This window comes from Pelatocladus sp. (genome assembly GCF_059505505.1).
The window spans coordinates 1-17,566 of record NZ_JCACKS010000030.1; the positions used below are offsets into that span (position 1 = coordinate 1).

At 40.3% G+C, this 17,566-nt stretch carries 14 protein-coding genes; 9 read left to right on the plus strand and 5 right to left on the minus strand.

Annotation, left to right across the window (positions count from 1 at the left end):
- Positions 1–119: 119 nt before the first annotated feature.
- Complete coding sequence (locus tag AC5JMK_RS03140) at positions 120–299, plus strand: hypothetical protein (RefSeq protein WP_495909372.1); 180 nt, start codon at positions 120–122, stop codon at positions 297–299.
- Entirely contained in the window at positions 299–1,030 is a 732-nt protein-coding gene (locus AC5JMK_RS03145) for a ParB N-terminal domain-containing protein (protein ID WP_096676137.1), read from the plus strand. The genes AC5JMK_RS03140 and AC5JMK_RS03145 overlap by 1 nt, the downstream gene beginning before the upstream one ends.
- Positions 1,031–1,580: 550 nt before the next feature.
- Here AC5JMK_RS03145 and AC5JMK_RS03150 read toward each other — a convergent pair.
- Positions 1,581–1,844, minus strand: a complete 264-nt coding sequence (locus AC5JMK_RS03150; RefSeq protein ID WP_096676138.1) for a hypothetical protein — start codon at positions 1,842–1,844, stop codon at positions 1,581–1,583.
- Positions 1,845–2,180: 336 nt separating this feature from the next.
- On the minus strand, positions 2,181–3,833 hold the full coding sequence (locus AC5JMK_RS03155; RefSeq protein WP_495909373.1) for a mechanosensitive ion channel family protein: 1,653 nt from the start codon (positions 3,831–3,833) through the stop codon (positions 2,181–2,183).
- Positions 3,834–4,231: 398 nt separating this feature from the next.
- Between AC5JMK_RS03155 and ahcY the strand changes: the two genes are divergently transcribed.
- Entirely contained in the window at positions 4,232–5,509 is a 1,278-nt protein-coding gene (gene ahcY / locus AC5JMK_RS03160; protein WP_096676140.1) for an adenosylhomocysteinase, read from the plus strand.
- A gap of 421 nt (positions 5,510–5,930) precedes the next feature.
- Here the strand turns inward: ahcY and AC5JMK_RS03165 are convergent, their stop codons facing one another.
- Both AC5JMK_RS03165 and aroF read right to left on the minus strand, forming a co-directional pair.
- Positions 5,931–7,283, minus strand: a complete 1,353-nt coding sequence (locus tag AC5JMK_RS03165; RefSeq protein WP_495909374.1) for an SUMF1/EgtB/PvdO family nonheme iron enzyme — start codon at positions 7,281–7,283, stop codon at positions 5,931–5,933.
- Positions 7,284–7,750: 467 nt separating this feature from the next.
- Positions 7,751–8,626 carry a 3-deoxy-7-phosphoheptulonate synthase gene (gene aroF / locus AC5JMK_RS03170; protein WP_495909375.1) on the minus strand — a complete coding sequence of 292 codons (876 nt, stop codon included), beginning with the start codon at positions 8,624–8,626 and terminating at the stop codon, positions 7,751–7,753.
- An 817-nt stretch (positions 8,627–9,443) separates the two neighbouring features.
- Here aroF and AC5JMK_RS03175 point away from each other — a divergent pair.
- The 6 genes from AC5JMK_RS03175 to AC5JMK_RS03200 all read left to right on the plus strand — a co-directional run bounded on the left by AC5JMK_RS03175 (position 9,444) and on the right by AC5JMK_RS03200 (position 16,148).
- Positions 9,444–9,935 carry a hypothetical protein gene (locus AC5JMK_RS03175; RefSeq protein WP_096676143.1) on the plus strand — a complete coding sequence of 164 codons (492 nt, stop codon included), beginning with the start codon at positions 9,444–9,446 and terminating at the stop codon, positions 9,933–9,935.
- A 501-nt stretch (positions 9,936–10,436) separates the two neighbouring features.
- Positions 10,437–11,282, plus strand: coding sequence for a pentapeptide repeat-containing protein (locus AC5JMK_RS03180; RefSeq protein WP_495909376.1), 846 nt, complete (start codon positions 10,437–10,439; stop codon positions 11,280–11,282).
- A 132-nt stretch (positions 11,283–11,414) separates the two neighbouring features.
- The gene (locus tag AC5JMK_RS03185; protein WP_495909379.1) at positions 11,415–12,242 is read left to right on the plus strand and encodes an SDR family oxidoreductase; all 828 of its coding nucleotides are present in this window, start codon (positions 11,415–11,417) and stop codon (positions 12,240–12,242) included.
- A 21-nt stretch (positions 12,243–12,263) separates the two neighbouring features.
- Positions 12,264–13,175 carry an alpha/beta fold hydrolase gene (locus tag AC5JMK_RS03190; protein WP_495909377.1) on the plus strand — a complete coding sequence of 304 codons (912 nt, stop codon included), beginning with the start codon at positions 12,264–12,266 and terminating at the stop codon, positions 13,173–13,175.
- A gap of 321 nt (positions 13,176–13,496) precedes the next feature.
- Complete coding sequence (locus AC5JMK_RS03195; protein ID WP_096676147.1) at positions 13,497–15,107, plus strand: iron uptake porin; 1,611 nt, start codon at positions 13,497–13,499, stop codon at positions 15,105–15,107.
- Between the two features lie 294 nt (positions 15,108–15,401).
- Positions 15,402–16,148, plus strand: coding sequence for a class I SAM-dependent methyltransferase (locus AC5JMK_RS03200; protein WP_495909380.1), 747 nt, complete (start codon positions 15,402–15,404; stop codon positions 16,146–16,148).
- Between the two features lie 8 nt (positions 16,149–16,156).
- Here the strand turns inward: AC5JMK_RS03200 and AC5JMK_RS03205 are convergent, their stop codons facing one another.
- Positions 16,157–17,350 carry a PstS family phosphate ABC transporter substrate-binding protein gene (locus AC5JMK_RS03205; protein ID WP_495909378.1) on the minus strand — a complete coding sequence of 398 codons (1,194 nt, stop codon included), beginning with the start codon at positions 17,348–17,350 and terminating at the stop codon, positions 16,157–16,159.
- Positions 17,351–17,566: the final 216 nt, after the last annotated feature.

Genomic DNA, 17,566 nt, shown 5'->3' on the forward strand with positions numbered 1-17,566 from the left:
AGATGCACAGCTTTATCTTAATAAATGTACTTCATTAGACCGGTAAACGCTATAAGTTTGTTCAATCAACTTTAAAAAATCGGATAGAAAAGATTTCTAGCCGATATGGTGTTGCGGTAATGGATGCTGTAATTTATGAAAGAGATGATTTGGCAAAATGTGCGGAAAGAATTAAAATCATCGGAGAGATGGAAATTGCTGATCCTCTTTCAATATTAGACTTCAAACCACACTCAACCTCTGCACAAGAATTTGAAGTTTTAGCTATAGAAGTGTTACGAAAAATAGGGATGTCCTAATGAAATTATCTTCATCACTAGTTGCTGTTAAGAAAATTCTCTCCAATAAGCCTCGTTCAATGTTTGCAGATGATGACATCGAACAAGCTGCTCAGTTGATTTTAGATTCTGAAGGAGTTATTAATCCTATAGTAGTTTCCAGAATAAGTTTGCAATCATACGAAGTAGTAGATGGAGACTTTGAGTACTATGCTGCTGCTAGAGCGAGAGAAATAAATCCACGTAAAGGCGAGATGATTGGAGTATTTATTATTGAACCTGAAAACCAAGATAATTTAACAAAGCAAGTTCAAGTATTTAGAAAAGCAAAATCTGATAGTTCAGAAAAGATAAACTTCACATCCAAAGATTTAGATAAATTTTTAAATAATTTAGAATCACGCTTTGAAAAGATCACTAAGCAACTATTAGAAGAGTCAACTGCTAAGGTCAAGTTAGAAACTGAAAACAAAGAGCTTAAAAAACAGCTAGCTGATAAGTTTGAAGCTTTAGAAGTGTTTAAAAACTTGGATGTAGACAAAATTGCTAAGAAATTAATTAATGCTGGCTTTAATCAAAAAAAAGCTAATCAGATAGCATTAGCAGTAGTAGATGAACGCAAAAAAAAGCAGTTTAAATCATTACATGATGTGATAGAGAGAGTTAAAGTTCCACATGGTAAAAATATGCAGAAAGGTATAAGTAGCAAAAAAATGCTTGACTTCATAGAAAGTCTATCCGTAGAAGATTAGTTTCTTGAGTATTGATTGAGATTTACACATCCAGGCGTTAGATGCGTTTCTGCGCTCTGATTACCAGACTGTAAAGCGTTTGGCAGCAACTAATTTATCCTTGTATCTTGTAATTAAGTTTCAATCCCTAATAGGGATTTGTGTAAGTTGCAACTTCTTTAAAGGAATGGGAGGAGTTGAAGCAGACTTTAACTATGAGACTACAATTTCAATCGCAGGCGGATTTTTTGAACATTTGGGATGCTCCCTCTAAATAAGGGCTAAAGCCCCTACTACAAACTCATCAAAATTAGTGTAGAGGAGTAATAGTTAATATATAGCTAAAAAAAGCCTATAATTTCCTTTTCTGCCAAAATGCCAGATGCTAGCGAACTGCTCCTGTTATTATCGCTGCTTTTTGTAGATAGAACTAGATAGATTATTAGGGAGCATCTGATGAAATTTCAAGCATTTGAGCAGCATATTACTGATATTGAGAGTGATGGGCGTGGTAGTGGTAGGTCAACCCCAACTTTTAGTTGGGGGGCTGTGGTTCAATTTTCAACGATAACTAGGCGACTTCCCTGAGTTGTGGCTTTTCGTTCACGTCTGTAACATTCAAAGATAATTGTTCGGCGTAAGATACTGCTGCTTGTTCTAAAATTTTGACTTCGATATTCACACTTACCAAATAGCTACCTGTGTCAGCACCAACAGCCTCAGTCACTAGTTTGGCAAGATCAGGACGTTTGGCTGTTAGTGGATCGCGTAAAATACACCGATCCCAGTCATGTTTAGCAGTTGGATTGAGGCTGAGAATGTAGTGCTTAATCATAATGGCAAACCTTGATCCATCTCCAAAAGGCTGTCTACTCTGAGAAAAGGTGAAAGGGAAAAGGTAAAGGGATGATACAATCCTTTTCCCTTTGTCCTTTCCACATTTCACATCGTGAATCCTCTTTTATTATAGTACAAGTGTACCACCTTAGAAAGAAAAAGACTAATTCTAGCCTGCGTAGGGTGGCTACCCTACCTTGTGGAGGGCTAGATGGCGAACGGGAAGCCGCCCGTAGGGCGTCTATGTCTGTATAGCCTCAGACTTTGAGTCTGCGGGGATTTTAAACATTTGGGATGCTCCCTTCTTCAAAGAGCTACCATTAACCACGAAAAATTAATGACCATTGACTGTTGAGTCTTGATTCTTAACTCTGAACTCTGAACTAACTAGCATTTGAGCATCATTTACCCAGATGGCTTGTTGGGGGACAGGAATAGAAATTCCGGCGTGATCGAGGGCGATTTTGAGACGGCGGCGAAACTCTCGCGCTACATCCCATTGCTTGAGTGGTTGGGTTTTGATCCAGACACGAATTAATAAACCGCGATCGCCAAAGTTATCGATTCCCAGAACTTGGGGAGTTTCGACAATTTTATGCTGCCATTCTGCATCTTCATCCATTTCTATGGCGACTTTCTTAATTAAATTCAAAGCTTCGTCAATATCAGTTTGGTAGTCAACTGGAATAGTTAAATCAGCACGTGACCAACGACTGGAAAGATTGGCGACGATTTTAATTTCACTGTTGGGAATGGTGATTAAGCGTCCTTCTGCATCTCGAACCTGGGTCATCCGCAGATTAAGATTTTCTACCAAACCTCCCACATCGCCCACAGAAATCACATCGCCTAAAGCGTACTGGTCTTCTAGGATGATCAAAAAGCCGTTAATCGCATCTTTGATCAAGTTTTGAGAAGCCAGAGATACAGCCACACCAACTAAACTTGCACCTGCTAGTAAAGGAACAATATCTACACCCAACGACAGCAATGCAAATAGAATACCTACTCCTACCCAAACAATAGTGATAATACTTTTTGTGACACCAGAGATCGTAGAAACTCGTAGTTGGAGACGTTCAGAAGTTTCTGGAGTTAGTAAAGCGCTACTGCTGACAAAAGCAGAGGCGAAACGATCAATGAGCAAATAGGTAAGACGCACCACTACATAAGTTCCAATTGCTACAACTCCTAATTTCGCAGGAATTTGCAAACCCAGAAAAATTCCTAACTGGAGCGATCGCGTGTAGGGAAATAAGCCCAAAATAAACAAACCTCCACCTCCCCAAATCCCTACTTGGCCGATTTGATGCAGTCGTTTTTGGACTTCTTGGATATGGTTTTGTTGCTGTTGATTTAATTGCAGTGTAATCGGTCTAGCTGTTGGTGAAGCGGTAGAAGAAGCTAGCTGTTGTTGGATTGAATTTTTTTGTGAGCGGTTTTTCCACCGAGTCAGCCCCCAACTGATGGCAAGGATAGTAAGTCCACATCCAACAGCAATTGCACCCTGACGGACTAAAAACTCTGGTTCTCGCTCTTGTTTTGCTTGTTTTAATTGTTCTTGTAAGTTTTGGGAGATTTGATTTGCTAAGGTTAAACGATCTACCTGTCGCAGTCTGGCATCTTGATCAGTAATAGTCATTAACTGTTGGTCGTTGACATAAATTACTGGCAATCCATTTTCAGTCTTAACCTGCACATCCAAATTGGTGTCAGGATTTTGAAAGTAAATTTGGCTAATTTGATTGACATTTTGCTGGATATCTTCTAAACGCTCCGTAATGTTCGCCCTTGGTGCGGTGATCTGAAATAAACGCTTACCATCCAAATAAATCCAACCTGTAACTGTTTTGTTGTCGGAGTCACTACTCCGCAGATTCGGGGGTTGCAGGTTGGGTATAAAAGGAATCTGCGCTGTAGCTTGTGGCATTACTCCAACAGTGACGACTATTGAAGAGAAAGCGATCGCTACGAATCGAGAGCGCAATGGATACCTCCTTTTTCAGTGAACAGTTATCAGTAAACAGTTATCAGTAAGTAATTTGGATTGATAACTGATTACTGATTTCATCCATACTGGCACATCACTTTCAGTAATTATACCTGTCTATGGGTTGAGCATTTACCCCTATTTACTTTATGAGGATTTTATTATTTTTTCAAATTTATTTTTGATATATCGGGGATTGGGGACAAAACAATTCAAAATACCCTTCAGGAACGCCAAGGGCGTACAAAATTAAAAATTCAAAATTAAGAATTTCTTCTCCAATCCCCTTTCCCTCTTTTCACAAAAATGCTGGTTGAATTTGCCCGTCTTGGCATACTCTAGTAGAGTGCGTAAGAATTTACGTAACTTTTTACTTTGTATAGAGGAACTATTTGATGACCGCAACATCTCCCCGATTAAAGCACGAGGTTAAGGACCTCGGCCTCGCTCCCTTGGGAAGACAGCGCATTGAATGGGCAGGACGTGAAATGCCAGTTCTACGGCAGATTCGCGATCGCTTTGCTCAAGAAAAACCTTTTGCAGGTATTCGCCTTGTAGCTTGCTGTCATGTCACAACTGAGACAGCAAATCTGGCAATTGCCTTGAAAGCTGGTGGTGCAGATGCTGTACTGATTGCCAGCAATCCCCTTTCCACCCAAGATGATGTAGCTGCTTGTCTCGTCACCGATTACGAAATTCCCGTCTTTGCAATCAAAGGCGAAGACAATGAAACTTACAGCCGCCACGTCCAAATTGCTTTAGACCACCGTCCTAACATTATTATTGATGACGGTTGTGATGTAGTTGCCACCTTGGTACAAGAACGCCAAGAACAACTGGCAGACATTATTGGTACTACTGAAGAAACTACCACAGGGATTGTGCGGTTGCGTGCGATGTTTAGAGATGGCGTTCTCAGTTTCCCTGCTGTGAATGTTAACGACGCCGACACCAAGCACTTCTTTGATAACCGCTACGGTACTGGACAATCAACCCTCGATGGGATCATCCGCGCTACAAACGTCCTGCTAGCTGGTAAAACTATTGTTGTTGTTGGTTACGGCTGGTGTGGTAAAGGTACAGCCCTACGCGCCCGTGGACTTGGTGCGAATGTGGTTGTGACTGAAGTTGATCCGATCAGAGCGATCGAAGCGATCATGGATGGTTTCCGAGTCTTACCAATGGCAGAAGCTGCACCAATAGGCGACTTGTTCATTACCGTGACTGGAAACAAGCACGTGATTCGCGGCGAACATTTCGACGTCATGAAAGATGGTGCGATCGTTTGTAATTCTGGTCACTTTGATATTGAAATTGACCTGAAAACCTTGGGTACAAAAGCCAAAGAAGTCAAGACAGTCCGTCCTTTCACCGAAGAATATCGTTTGCAAAACGGCAAGTCAGTTGTGGTTTTGGGTCAAGGACGCTTGATTAACCTCGCCGCCGCCGAAGGACACCCCAGCGCGGTTATGGATATGAGCTTTGCTAATCAAGCACTCGGTTGCGAATATCTTGTGAAGAATCAAGGCAACCTAGAACCCGGTATCCACTCGATTCCTACCGAAGTAGACCAAGAAATTGCCCGGTTGAAATTACAGGCAATGGGAATTAAAATAGACACCCTCACACCTGAACAACTCGAGTACATCAATTCTTGGACTTCTGGAACCTAATCTTTACTGAGAATTTACCAAAAACCACTAAAGAAAGGCTTAAGCTATAGCTAGGTTTTCTAAGGCTATTGCCTTGGGGTAGGCGCTCCGCCTATCCCTTTTTTTGTTTGTTGGTTGGTTGTTGGTCAATACGATTCGGATAAGACAAATCGATTAACATTTAAACCCTGTAGAGACGTTGCACTGCAACGTCTCTACATACCGCAACTATTTCGCCAGATAACTTTATGAATTTTCGGCAATACTTTGAATAATTAGAACGTACCATTAAATACAACCATAAGTCTTCTAGATTACCAATAATTATTTTATTGAATTTAACCAATCTTAATATTTTTATCAAAAAATTCGATCCGCCTGACGGCGGAAAAGAGAAAAAAAACAAGTGTAAAGGGCAAGAGGAACAAAGTATAAAGGGCTACTAAAGAGACCTCCCAACCGCGCAGACAACACGAAAACCAATAATGAAGGCGATGAGGTCGCGCCTAAAGTAGTTGAGGCGAAACGCAGAACGGCAGTTCTTAGGAATGTCGCTCCAGGAACCGCCCCGCAGTACGGCACATCCTTGTTTTTGAAAAAGATCATCATTATTATCAAACCAAGGAGTACCATCTGTAGGCGCACCTTTATAGTTGTCATGCCAATCATCTAGACACCATTCCCATAGGTTTCCGTGCATATCGTAAAGTCCAAAATAATTGGGCCGAAAGCTTCCTACTGGCGTTGTTTGACTTCTATAATTTCCCTTAGAACCATTACCGTAAATATAGGTAGCATTATAATTTGCTACCTGATCTGTGATTGTACCGCCAAAGTAAAAAGGAGTCGTCGTACCTGCACGACATGCATATTCCCATTCTGCTTCGCTGGGTAGTCGATAATTACGACTTGTTTTTTGGGAAAGCCTTGCACAAAATTCTACCGCATCATACCAAGAAACCTGCTCTACGGGAAGATGGTTATTACCCTTGAAGCGAGACGGTCTTGGTTTTAAATCTCTATTGACTGGAGGACAAGAACTGACAACTCTATCCCATTGTTCTTGAGTGATGGTATATTTCCCCATAAAAAATGTTGGGACTGTTACGTGATGTACAGGGCGTTCAGAATCCCTGCTTTCTTCCTCATGATCATAAGCGCCCATCAAAAATGTACCACCAGGAATCTCAACCATCTCTAGCTTGACACCAAACCCCAAATCTTCTATAGAATAATTGGCTTGATTGTCATAAAAATTACTTTTAATTATAGATTTTCCAGAAGAATCCCTTTCTACAGATAATTTCACTGTTTGGAAATCAAATGTTGGCAATTTTAAGGAAGGATTTTCTTTTGGTTGATTTATAAAATTACTGTTTACGCCTGCTTTTCTAAGTGCTGCAATAATCTCCTCAACAACTTTATCAAGTCCTTTGGAAGTATTGGATGCAAGTTTGCCAGCAATAATAGGAGAAAATTCAAAAACTTTCTGATATGAAACATTATGCCAAATTGGCAGTATTACTTTTCCAAACTTTATTTCCTTTTGTGTAAGTCCTTCTAACTCATACTTTGGCCATGGCTTGCTAATGAAATTAGGGCTGATGACAATTATTCCAAACCTGGATTCTGAGAGTCCTTTATTAATTGACTCACTTAAGTTGTCTCCTACGGTCAAAGAAAATTCATCATACCAAACACGATATCTTTCGTTTTGCAATTTTTCAGCTAGTGGTCTGACAAAATCTTTATCTTCACTGGCGTGACTGATGAATATGTCATGTTCATAATTCATAATTACGACTCTTCAGTACGTATTATGATAAAAAGTCTAACCCGGATTTATCGCAAACCCTGAGACGTAGGGAGCAAAAACTGGCAAAAGTAGATCCTCGACAACTGATGGGGATGCAGCTGGCGAATCAAAGGTGACATTTTTCATCAACGATAAATCAATTATTTTAAGGTGATTCTAGGACGCGATTGATCGCGTCTTTAACCTTATATATGGATACACAAACAAGCGATCGCGCGATAAATTTTGTCTCGAAAAACCTATAATATCAAGTTCGGATAATTAGTTATACTTCCCACAGTCATTGCACCCCACCCCTTAATCCCCTCCCCGCAAGCGGGGAGGGGATTAAGGGGTGGGGTTCTTCGGGAATCATTAAGTAATCAAACGAACCTGATATAAAATCGTTGTGAGCAGGGATAATACTCATCATTCGCCAGCTGTGTATCCTTTCAGAAGTCGGAAATCTAAGCCGCAGATAAAGAAAGAGGGGTAGGTGCTAAACCTACCCCCAATTCTTCTGATATTTTTCTGCCAACTGCTGCTGCTACTGGTTTTAAACTTTCAACTAAATCCACCATATCTTCTAAAGACAAAGCTTGACGAGCGTCAGAAACAGATTTTTCTGGTTCTGGGTGACATTCAATAATTAAACCATCTGCACCACAAGCAACAGCAGCTCTCGCGACGGGTGCGACTAATTCCCGCTTACCGACTGCATGGGAAGGATCTACAATCACAGGTAAATGGGTAATTTGCTTGAGTGCTGCGACTGCTGCTAAATCTAAGACATTGCGAGTATAGTTATCGAAACTGCGGATACCCCGTTCACACAGCACAACATCTGGGTTGCCGTGGCTTAAAATATATTCGGCTGCCATGACAAATTCTTCAATAGTTGCAGCTAAACCACGTTTGAGGAGAATGGGTTTACCTGCTTTTCCCAAGGCTTTAAGTAAATCGAAGTTTTGCATATTGCGGCTACCTACTTGTAGCATATCAGCGTGGGTGGCGATCGCTTCGATTTGAGAAATTGACATGACTTCAGTGACAACTGGGAGATTGTAACGCGATCGCATTGCTGCTAAAATCTTTAATCCTTCCTCTCCCATTCCCTGAAAAGCATAGGGAGAAGTGCGGGGTTTGTAGACACCACCACGCAATGCTTGAACAGACGTAGTAGATAGCTTGTGGGCGACAGTCTCCATTTGTTCGGTACTTTCAACCGTGCAAGGCCCCCCAATAACTACTACTTCTTGGCCACCAAAAGCCACTGTTTCAGAAATTTTCACAATTGTTTGATCGTGTGGATGAGGTTTAGCTGCTAATTTGGCATTGATCATCTTCATTGTTCTCCTTAAAAATAGAATAGTGATCGTGGTGAATAGTTGCTGGTTGTTTTAAACAACAGAAAACAAAAAACCCGGAACCTTGATAAGTTCCGGGTGCTGGCGTTTCATCGACATGACACTTTACCCGGAACTTATTCTGGGCCAAAAATAAAAGTAAAACCAGCTACCGAAGTAAGTCATGACGATGGAATTCTCCTTAAAAAACAAAAACCGCAGAGTTCGCTCTGCGGTTCACCGGGCGGTTTCCATTAGGAAACTTAATTCACTCCCGGTGAACCACCCTAAACCAATAGTAAAAGTAGAAGTTATTGCTAAACATAACGCGAGGTACTTTCTTGAAAAAATTAATTTAGACCTATATCCAAAAACAATAACAGACGATTTGAGTATAGTCAATAGCTTTGCGGAGAAAGTAAAAAGGATAAGAAAATGCAAATATTGAAAGTGAGAGTGAGAATAGAATATCTAATGTAGAGAATAAAGTAGAAGACTCCACAACTCTCAAAAAAACGATAGACTCATTACAAAGCTGGGGTTTAAGACTACACCTTTATGTACATGTTAAGCAAATTGTTGTTAGATATATCCCTCAGATAAATTAAGATGCGTGTGTTAGTGTGCCAACATAATTTAACAGTAAGTAGCTATATTAAATGGTTAATAGTTAGTGATTAGTAGATAATAATGGGTAGGCTTGCAAAGCTTTTCGTTTATCAAGTAACTAGTAGAGCCAAAGAATTAATACCCAAGAAACAACCAATAATTAACTATTTTGATTGATTTTCGACTGAATTCTAGTGATTGTATTATGCCTAGCTCCAAAACCAACATTTTAGCCACATCATTTGACTATAAAGGAGTTTATTCATGTCCAGTTTGTCATGTTGGCAAAATTAGTAATATGCCATTGATGGAAGCAATGTCTTGTGATTTTTGCCATCAGATTTTCACTGTGAATTTAGAACAACAGCAATTAGTTTTACCTTCTAGACAACCTCCTTTAATTTGGCGTTGGAATGGCTTTAACTGGACAGAAGCTCATTTAGAAGGGGTAGAATTTGGTTGGAGTTATGTGGTGGCAGCGATCGCTTTTATACTGCTGCCTACTGCTTTAATTGGAACAGTTGCTTACATTTTTCCGCCACATCCATATGCACCTTTATCTTGGGTTCCATACATCTGGACAGTATTAACTTTTATCTCACATTTCACAATTATTGTTTGGCTTTTAATTGAAATTTATCAGATTCCAGTCAGGGCATATTTACGAGCTATGCGACAACGTTTAATTGGTCGCTAAATTATAGATTTGTCATTTTCCATAAGTTGCAGGTGTTCAGATCCTCGACTTGGCAAAAGTTGTCGGGGATCTATAATCAACCACTAGTACAAGTTATCAATTAACAAAAAAGTGACAATCTAATCAATTGTATCGAAAATTACTGTGTTCTGATTTTAAACAGTTGACATCCTCCCACGGCTAAAAGCCTGTGGAATTGTCCTCGAATCACTTCTTGGGCTTCCTCTTTCGGTAAAAATCCAACTATTGAGCATGTGATGCAGGTAAATCAGGCGTTACAAAAAATTTATTATCAAGTTGAGCAGCTAAAACAATTGTTACAATTTTTAGACAATCCTATCAGAGCAGAGCAATAACGGATTGCTCTAACCGTCGCAAAAGCAACGGAAAAACTACGAAGTTTAGCTGAAATATTCCCAATAGCAGAAACAATAGATAAATAATTTAGCTGATAGTTGGTTGCATCACTCATAATTAAGTTGATTATCACTAAAACGTCTTATGAGAGAGCTGGAGCGGTATTATCGGGTATTAGAGTTGGAGCCTGGAGCAACCTTAGAGGAAGTGAACCAGGCTTACAAAGATTTGGCTTTTATTTGGCACCCCGATCGCATCCCCTTAGATAACCAGCGTCTCAGAGAAAAGGCGCTAAAAAAGTTACAAGAAATTAACGAAGCTAGAGAACAATTACGCTCTCTCAAAACTAAGCATCAAATTCCCCGTCATTCTCATCAATCCCGTCAACCTCATCAACCTCACCAATCCCACCAATCTCACCAATCCCATCAATCCCACCAATCCCATCAACCCCACCAATCCCACCAACCCCATCAATCCCACCAACCCCATCAATCCCACCAACCCCATCAACCCCATCAACCCCATCAATCGGATCAATCACCATCACCGAAAAAGCCACAAACAAGAACTACCTATACTTCAACAAATCCTCAATCACCAAACTACGAACCACCCAAGCAAAACTCAGACTTGAGTGGTCAAGATTTCAGTAACGCCAATTTAAGTAATAAAGACTTATCTAGCAGAAACATGAGTTACGCCAACTTGAGTGGTGCTAATCTTAGTGATACTTTTATGCATAAAGTCATCCTCAGAGGTGCGGATTTATCTGAAGCCAACTTGTTCAGAGCCAACTTACTTTTGGCAGATTTGCGAGAAGCCAATCTCCGGAATGCTAACTTGATTGGTGCTGACTTGAGTGGTGCTGATTTGCGCGGTGCTGACTTGACAGGGGCGCGTGTTCGTTCTGGCGATCGCTTACTTGTAAAACTGATTGGTGCTAACCTCAGTGGTGCGATCATGCCCGATGGCAATGTTCACGACTGATAATATTTAGTTGTTGCTTGTAAAGGCTAATGGGTAAACAAGCCTAAAATCCCTAGCAATGACCAATGACAATTGACAAATGACGACCCCAACGAGTTAGCTTTATTTGTGCCGACTTACTCTAACAAAAATATGAATATAACAATCATTGGTTGTGGTTATGTAGGTTCTAAAGTTGCTAAATTTTGGCAGCAAGAACGGGATTTTATTGTCACCGCAACCACAACTACTCCTGAACGAGTTGCAGAACTAGAAACTATGGCTCAAAGAGTTGTAGTAGTAAACGGTAACGATCCTGAGAAGCTGAAATCAGTTTTAAAAAATCAAGATGTTGTCCTTTTGAGTGTTGGTGCAAAAGACCTTAATACCTATGAAGAAAGTTATTTAGAAACAGCTCGAAATTTAATTTCAGTTCTCAAGCAAATTCCTAGTATTCAACAACTAATATATACCAGTAGTTGTTCTGTATACGGTGAACAAAATGGTGCATTAGTAGATGAAGAAACACAGGTTGCACCCACAACTCCTAATGGAGAAATTCTCTATAAAACTGAGCAAGAATTACTTTCTGGATCTAGTGAGCATCTGCGCGTGTGTATCTTACGTTTAGGGGGAATTTATGGTCCTGGTCGAGAACTAGTCAAAATATATAGCCGAATTGCTGGTACAACTCGTCCTGGAAATGGTGAAGAACCAGCAAATTGGATTCATCTTGATGATATTGCTCCTGCTATAGAATTTGCCCGTCGTCATCGTTTACAAGGGATTTACAATCTTGTTGATAATGACGATCTCACAACTAGAGAAATATCTGACCGTGTGTGTGAAATACATAATCTACCCAAAGTTACATGGGATTCTTCCTTAAATAGTAAGCGTCCATATAATGCCAAAATATCAAATAAAAAAATTAAAGAAGCAGGATACGAATTTATTAATCCACAGATGATTTTTAGCTGATTATTAAAGCAATAAAATCTCATGATTACTCAACAGCAAACAGAATTTCCTACACAGTTTTACACTTGGCAAAATTACCGTTGTGCTTACACAATTAATCAACAAACTAATTCCGCGCCGAGTGGTATACCCTTGTTATTAATTCATCCTATCGGTGTAGGTTTATCGCGGCAATTTTGGCAAAGATTTTGTCATGAATGGGGACATCAACAACAGCATAATTTAATTTATAATCCTGATTTACTTGGTTGTGGTGAAAGTGATCAGCCTCATATTGCTTATAATCCTAGTGATTGGGCAGAACAATTACAACACTTTTTGCAAACAGTTGTACAAAAACCTGTAATTGTTGTAGTTCAAGGAGCTTTATTTGCAGTTGCAATTGAACTAGTTAACAAAGAACCAAATTTAGTAGCAGGATTAGTATTAGCATCTCCTCCAGCTTGGCCATTGATTACAAAAGAATTACCAAAATGGCAAGCAAAATTGATTTGGAATCTATTAGACTCGCCTTTAGGTAATGTTTTTTATCGCTACGCTCGCAGAGAAAAATTTTTGCGGGATTTCTCAACAAAACAGCTTTTTGATTCCAAAGAAGATGTGGATTCAGAATGGTTAAATACTTTGCAAATCGGTGCAGAAAATACTACTAGTCGCTATGCTGTGTTTTCATTTTTAGCGGGATTTTGGTTACAGAACTACAGTAGTGCGATCGCAGCGATCAATCAACCCACATTAGTAGTTTTGGGCGAAAATATATCGAGTATTGCCAAAGAAGGTAAAAAACTTGAACCAGAAGCATGGTTATCAGATTATCTTGCAGCTTTACCTCAAGGTCGTGGAATAAAAATTCCTGGTCGCAATGTTTTACCATACGAATCTACGGCTGAATTTGTTAAGGCAATTTCACCGTTTATAAATGAATTTTCTTGAGGTTATAACTCTATCAAAACACAGAAACGCAAATAATGACGGTGCAGAGATATATAGCAATAGCATTCCTAGATTATTCGCAAAGCTCAGATCCCCGACTTCGCAAAAGTTGTCGGGGATTTTTATTAGTAGATGAACTACCAAATGATTAAATAAAATAAAGCAAAATTTATTTTAAAAAGTAAAATTATGTAAATATTTGCTTGTAATTGCTGTTTTTTGCTGAAAAATTCAAAAAAACAGCATTTTATTTCATCGCAAAAATTCGTTTGATTGCTTTTTTGGTGTTCCCTTAGTATTCTTTAAGTTAGGTGTGAGCCTGTGTCATTTAACACTTCTTTTCTTCTCAGTCCGTTAGTTCTGCTATCAACCTTTGTTGTGCCATCTGTAACGCTGGCTGAACAAGTGCAAGTAGAATATCAAATTCAGCCTGAATCAATTGCGGAGATTGAATTTTCCTCAAACCAATTAGCACAGGTGAACTCGGTTTCCCAACTTTCAGATGTCCAACCGAATGATTGGGCATTCCAAGCATTACAATCTTTGGTTGAGCGCTACGGTTGTATAGTTGGTTATCCAAATGGCACGTATCGAGGCGATCGCCCCATAACACGATACGAATTTGCTGCTGGTTTGAATGCTTGTCTGGATCGGGTGAACGAATTAATTGCTACTTCTACAGCTTCTTTGGTGACAAAAGAAGATTTAGCCACACTACAAAAATTGCAACAAGAGTTTTCAGCAGAACTTGCAACACTGCGCGATCGCGTGGATACTTTAGAAGCTAGCACCGCCCAATTAGAAGCAAATCAATTCTCTACCACCACAAAACTCACTGGAGAAGCGATTTTTGCTGTTGCTGGCGTCTTTGGCGATCAAGCAGCCGATAATAACAATAATTCTGATGACAACCCAGACTTAGAAGATAACATCATCCTTGCAGACCGTGTGCGTCTGACTCTTGACACTAGCTTTAGTGGTAGAGATCGTTTGAGAACCCGCTTGCAAGCTAGAAACGTGACTGAGTTTCAGAATGATGTCACAGGTACGAGGATGACTCGTTTAGGTTTTGATGGAGATGAAGATAATGATGTCGGGATCACTGAACTTTACTATAAATTCCCAGTAGGAGATCAATTAAAAGTTATAGTTGCCCCTGTTAAAGGTAATTTGGATGATATTGTCCAAACCCTGAGTCCCTTTCAAAGCAGTGGTAGCGGTAGTATTTCTCGCTTTGGTCGATATAACCCGATCTATCGATCCATTGTTAGTGGAGCAGCCTTGGGGTTAACCTATGGTGTCAGTAAAAACACAAGTCTCACTTTAGCTTATAAAGCTAGTGATGGCTCAGATCCTACTAATAGCAATGGGCTTTTTGATGGTAACTACAGTGCTTTAGCACAACTAATCTTTCAGCCAATTAAAAGTTTTGATCTCAGCCTGACTTATATTCGCTCCTACTACACTGAGAATGGAAATACTGGTGTAAACGTTACAAGTAGTACAGGTAGTGAGAATGCTCGTAGACCATTTGGTAATGTGGCGACTTCCGCAGATACTTTAGGCTTGGAAACCAACTGGCGAATTAGCCCAAAATTTATCATTGGTGGTTGGGCTGGTTACTCGTTAGCACACTCAGAAGTCAGTGATGATGACGCAGATATCTTAAACTATGCTGTGACTTTAGCTTTTCCTGATTTAGGCGGGGAAGGTAATTTAGGTGGTATTGTCTTCGGTATGCCGCCAAAAGTCATATCAAGCAGCCAAACAGAGGATCGGGACACCTCTTTACACATAGAAGGTTTTTATCGGCTCCAAATCACAGATAATATTTCTATTACCCCTGGTGTGTTTGTGATTACCAATCCAGAACATAATGACAACAACGACAGTATTTTTGTAGGCACTATTCGGACAACCTTTAAGTTCTAATGTTGGTTCTCATTTAAAAAGTAAAAAGATAAAAGTAAAAAGTAAAAAGAAAATCCCCATAAATAAATTGAGGGGAAATAATCACGGACATAGCAACTTCGGCGCTCCGCGTCTGGTAGACGCGTAGCGGCTTCTCGGAGAGTAATAAATGTTTTCTCAATCATTCCATAAATAAATTTAGGGGCTTAGTACCAGCACTTTTTCTTTCTTTTTCCTTTTAACTTTTTAATGAGTGCCTTGTTTGGTCAAATTATTTGTGAGGTCAGACTTGTGGAGGTAACGCCGCTACATACGATGAATCCTCTGACTCGATTTTCTGATAGAGCAGAGGATTATGTAAAGTATCGAGGAACTTATGCTCCCTCAGCCATAGATACTATCTTGGCAGGATTAGCACCACCACAGCAACTGATTTTAGCCGATATTGGTGCTGGTCCAGGGATAGCCTCTCAATTGTTTGCTCAAAGGGGAGTGCGTGTCTTGGCGATCGAACCGAACGCAGCGATGAGAAAAGCAGCTATACCTCATCCTTTGATAGAATTCCGTGATGCGACAGCAGAGTCTACTAATTTACCAGATGCATCTGTTGACGTAGTTACTTGTTGTTCAGCTTTCCAATGGTTTAATCACGAGGTTAGTTTATGGGAGTTTCGGCGGATTTTGAAAGCATCAGGAAGGTTAGCAGTGTTAGCTAACGATCGCTTAAAAAATGATGAGTTTACTGGAGAATATGTCCGACTGTTGCGCGCATCTTCGGAAAATCCTCCACCAGAAGCCTGTTTTCTCTCAGTGGAACCATTGATTAATAGTCCCCATTTTCTCAATATCCGCCGATATACTTTTGATCACAGGCAAGAGGTAGATTTGACTGGACTAATTGGAAATGCAATGAGTTATTCCACGGTTCCGCGTCAAGGATTAGCACACCAGCAATTGATTTCTAGCTTGCAGGATTTATATGAGCGCCACTGCAATGAGCATGGTATGGTCAGCCTAGTTTACCGTACCATTGTCCATCTAGCGGAACCAACGGATGAATAACCGATAGTTTATTTATTTCCACGGATCGGAACTAAGCCAGTTTTCTCGATGAACTGCTGTCCTTCTTTGGACAGCAGCAAGTTAGCGTATGCGACTCCACCAGCTTGATCGGGTGTGTTATCCCGGCGAATCAAGACAAACACGCGTCTGCTTAGGGGGTAAGTATTATCCCGTAAAGCATCGGCGTTGATGCGGCGATCATTAGTGATCAATGGTACATACTCCTTGCTATTATTGGGAGCTACGGCAACGGGACGAACAGATTTCTGATTGACTATTTGTGCGGCGGAACTAAAGCCTATTGCGCCTGGAGTTGCGGCGACTTTACGAAAAGATGTGGTGTTATCCCGCGCATACTCCATTTTGGAAGTGAGGCTATTCTTTTCCATTCCCAAAACAATTGTTAAAACGGAGGCCTTTTTGAGATAAACAATTATGATCGGCAGATCTGGCCCTCCAACCTCTTTCCAGTTAGTTATTTGACCTGTATGGATTCCCTGAAGTTGCTGCACAGAAAGTCCAGGAATACGCAGATCCGGATGAGTGTAGAAGCCCATCCCATCGATCGCAACTGGCACAGACTGCAAAGTAAAACCCCGCTTATTTGCCTTGGTGTAATTATCATCCTCAAGTGCTTTACCAGACACAGCAAAGCTGAGTTCACCATTAAGTAACATCGAGATACCTACACTTGAGCTTGGACTACCATTATTTGGAGGCTCGGTGTAGCGCAGGTGAAAATTTGGATGAGCCTGCATCATTGCCTTGTGTGTACCTTGAGCAGTAAGGTATGCTAAGACTCCAGCACCGCCGTAGTTGAATGTTCCTTCAGGTACGTTTGAGACTTCTTTCATCGAGTTGTAGAGTTTAATGTCTGAAGAAGCGTTATCTGGAGAGTTATTCAAACTGCTAGTAGTCGTTAAAACTTGCAATTGCTGCCAGAAAAAGTAAATTCCTCCACCTACAAGCAACAAGACTAGAGCCAGAGCTAACCAACCTATAGTAGGGGAAATTTTTAATTTGCGAACCTCATCGTTGGTAGGTGCATAAGTAATCACAAGAGGCTTACCACAATTCTGACAGTGTTTCGCCCCTACAGGATTGGCATCATAGGAACACCAGCCGCAGATTATTGTTCCTCGATTATTAGATCTGTTAGACCCGTTAGAGTCTTCTTTAGTATTAGATTCACCAGTATTCATAAAACCTCTTAAGCAACGTATATATAAACCTCAGTAGCTACAACCAGTGAGAGTGTCAAAATCCTACCCGTAGGGTAGGGTAAGGGATAAATAGTAAAAGGTAAAGAGAAAGTAATTTTTCTTTCCTTTTTCTCTTCTTTTTCAAATTTTTCCCTTCTTATTTCACCTATTGCCGCAAGGAGGCTCCCACTGTACCTGAAAGGTCAGTGGTGAGAG